We start from the raw sequence: 1,902 nt of genomic DNA, 5'->3' as shown, positions 1-1,902 counted from the left end.
AGCGCTACGACCAGCCCTCGATCCACCAGTTTGACCAGCGAACCGTAGAGAGTGCCCGGCCCGAGCCGGATCCCGGTCTGCTCGAGGACATCGGCGGTGATGGCATACCCGTGCTTGGGCCCGTCGCTGAGCGACAGCAGCACCAGCACACCCGGCTCGCCGAACCGGGCCAGGCCGTCCGGCGCACGTCCTTGCCTCGCCATAGGATGCATCGTATGACGTATTAACGGCGCGGTCCAAGCGCCCTGCGCCGCCCGCGAGAGCCTCGTCATCGGATTTCCTATCGGGGCCGAGGTCTCTAACAGGAGGCTTGCGGCGTGCTGCCGTTGCCGCGGGCGGTGGTGGTGAAGATGCGGGCGAGGTACTCGGTGCGCAGCACGCCACGGCCGTCGGCGCCGATGTAGCCGACGTCCTTGGTCAGGTAGCCCTCGGGGTAGCTGTAGCCCGCAGAGGTGATCTCACCGTTACGGTTCCACCAGGCCTTGCGCTGGGTATGGCAGCGGTCACACTCATGGATGACATGGTAGGCGCGGGCCTGTTTGTCCCAGACCGCGCTGTGGGGTTCCCAGCGGTGTCCCGTGGTGCGGCACTCGATGAAACTGGCGGGCAGCTCGTGCGCCCAGGTCTCAATGTTGCGACGAGGGGTGTGTTCGGCCATGGGATGGGCTGCTACCTCCGGAATTGCCTGCGTGTATGGGAGCGGCGGGCCTGGACGTCGCAGGCTGCCATGCAGATCAGATAGCACAGGCCGCGTGTTGATGTCGAGCACGCAGACCGTTCCGGCATCTTCCGGGCCCACCTGACCGTGAGGGTCTGCCTGGTTCCGGACGGGAGTCACCCGAGCGGGGCTGGCCTGTCTACAAGCCGACCTTGCCCGAGGGGTTGTCGCGGTCGAACAGGTGACCTGCCCGCACATAGCTGTCCAGGGACGCCGGCGATCGCCAGCGTCCCTGTCGCATGATCGCCCGGTCGGGCACGCCGGCGCGGGAGGCGGCCGTGGCGAACCCGGAGCGCAGGGAGTGGCCGGCGAAGTCGGTGGGGGACAGGCCCGCCGCGGCAACTCGGCGTTGGACGATGCGGGCGACCGAGCCCGGGTAGAGCCGGCCCGAACCCACCCCGCCATGGCGGTTGATCGAGCGGAAGGCAGGCCCGTCGGCCAGGCCCGCAGCCTCCCGCCAGGCGATCCATGACCGGACCGGGCAGGTCGGCCGGTAGGAGCCAAAGGTGAGCCCGACGAGCGCTCCGGTCTGCTCCTGGTCGGTCTTGGACCTACGGATGGTCAGGATCACGCCGTCCGGTGTCTCGGCGATGTCGGTCAGGTCCAGCGCGACGAGCTCGCTGCGGCGCAGGCAGCCGGCGAAACCGACCAGCAGCAGCGCCCGGTCGCGCAGGTCGGCGAGTCGGGAGTCGTCCAGTTCGGCGAGCACCTGGGTGAGCATGCGGGTCTCCAGCGCGTTCTTGCGCTTCACGGCGGTGCCGTGGACGCGGCGGATGCCGTCCCAGACGGTCGCGACCTCGGGTGAGGCCGCGGGATTGGGATGACGACCGAGCTGGTGGGCCACAGAGATGGCGGCCAGTCTCCGGCGGACGGTGGCCGGCTTGTAACCGGAGTCGGCCAGCGCCGTCAGGTAGCCGGCCACGGTTGCCGGTGACGCCGGCAGCGCCACCAGCTGCGGGGAGTGCTCGGCACACCAGGCGGCGAAGTGGCGTAGGTCTGTTTCATAGGCGCGCCACGTCGAAGCAGCCCTGGCAGCACGGGCATAGTCGGCCACCCGCTCCACCAGGTCGGACGAAAGCACGGCGTAATCACCATCTCGACGAACTGCAACCTCTGCGCCGTCGCCACTCAATCTCCGACCCTCCTCTCCCGGTGCCAGTCTGACGCCCGGGAAGTAAAGCTTA

Annotated in this window: 3 protein-coding genes; all 3 read right to left on the bottom strand. The window is 68.8% G+C overall.

The features are described from left to right. Positions 1–203: PadR family transcriptional regulator (locus tag CV1CTNOD_RS09015; protein WP_131785705.1), on the bottom strand; the 203-nt coding region annotated here is incomplete at its 3' end. Between the two features lie 95 nt (positions 204–298). Continuing rightward, entirely contained in the window at positions 299–658 is a 360-nt protein-coding gene (locus CV1CTNOD_RS09010; protein ID WP_131785691.1) for a hypothetical protein, read from the bottom strand. 199 nt (positions 659–857) lie between these two features. After that, the gene (locus CV1CTNOD_RS09005; RefSeq protein WP_242606530.1) at positions 858–1,799 is read right to left on the bottom strand and encodes a tyrosine-type recombinase/integrase; all 942 of its coding nucleotides are present in this window, start codon (positions 1,797–1,799) and stop codon (positions 858–860) included. Positions 1,800–1,902 lie beyond the last annotated feature (103 nt).

Origin of the sequence: Protofrankia symbiont of Coriaria ruscifolia, from assembly GCF_900634745.1 — a bacterium.
Taxonomy (GTDB): Bacteria; Actinomycetota; Actinomycetes; order Frankiales; family Frankiaceae; genus Protofrankia; species Protofrankia californiensis.
This window is presented reverse-complemented; position numbering and strand designations above follow the sequence as displayed.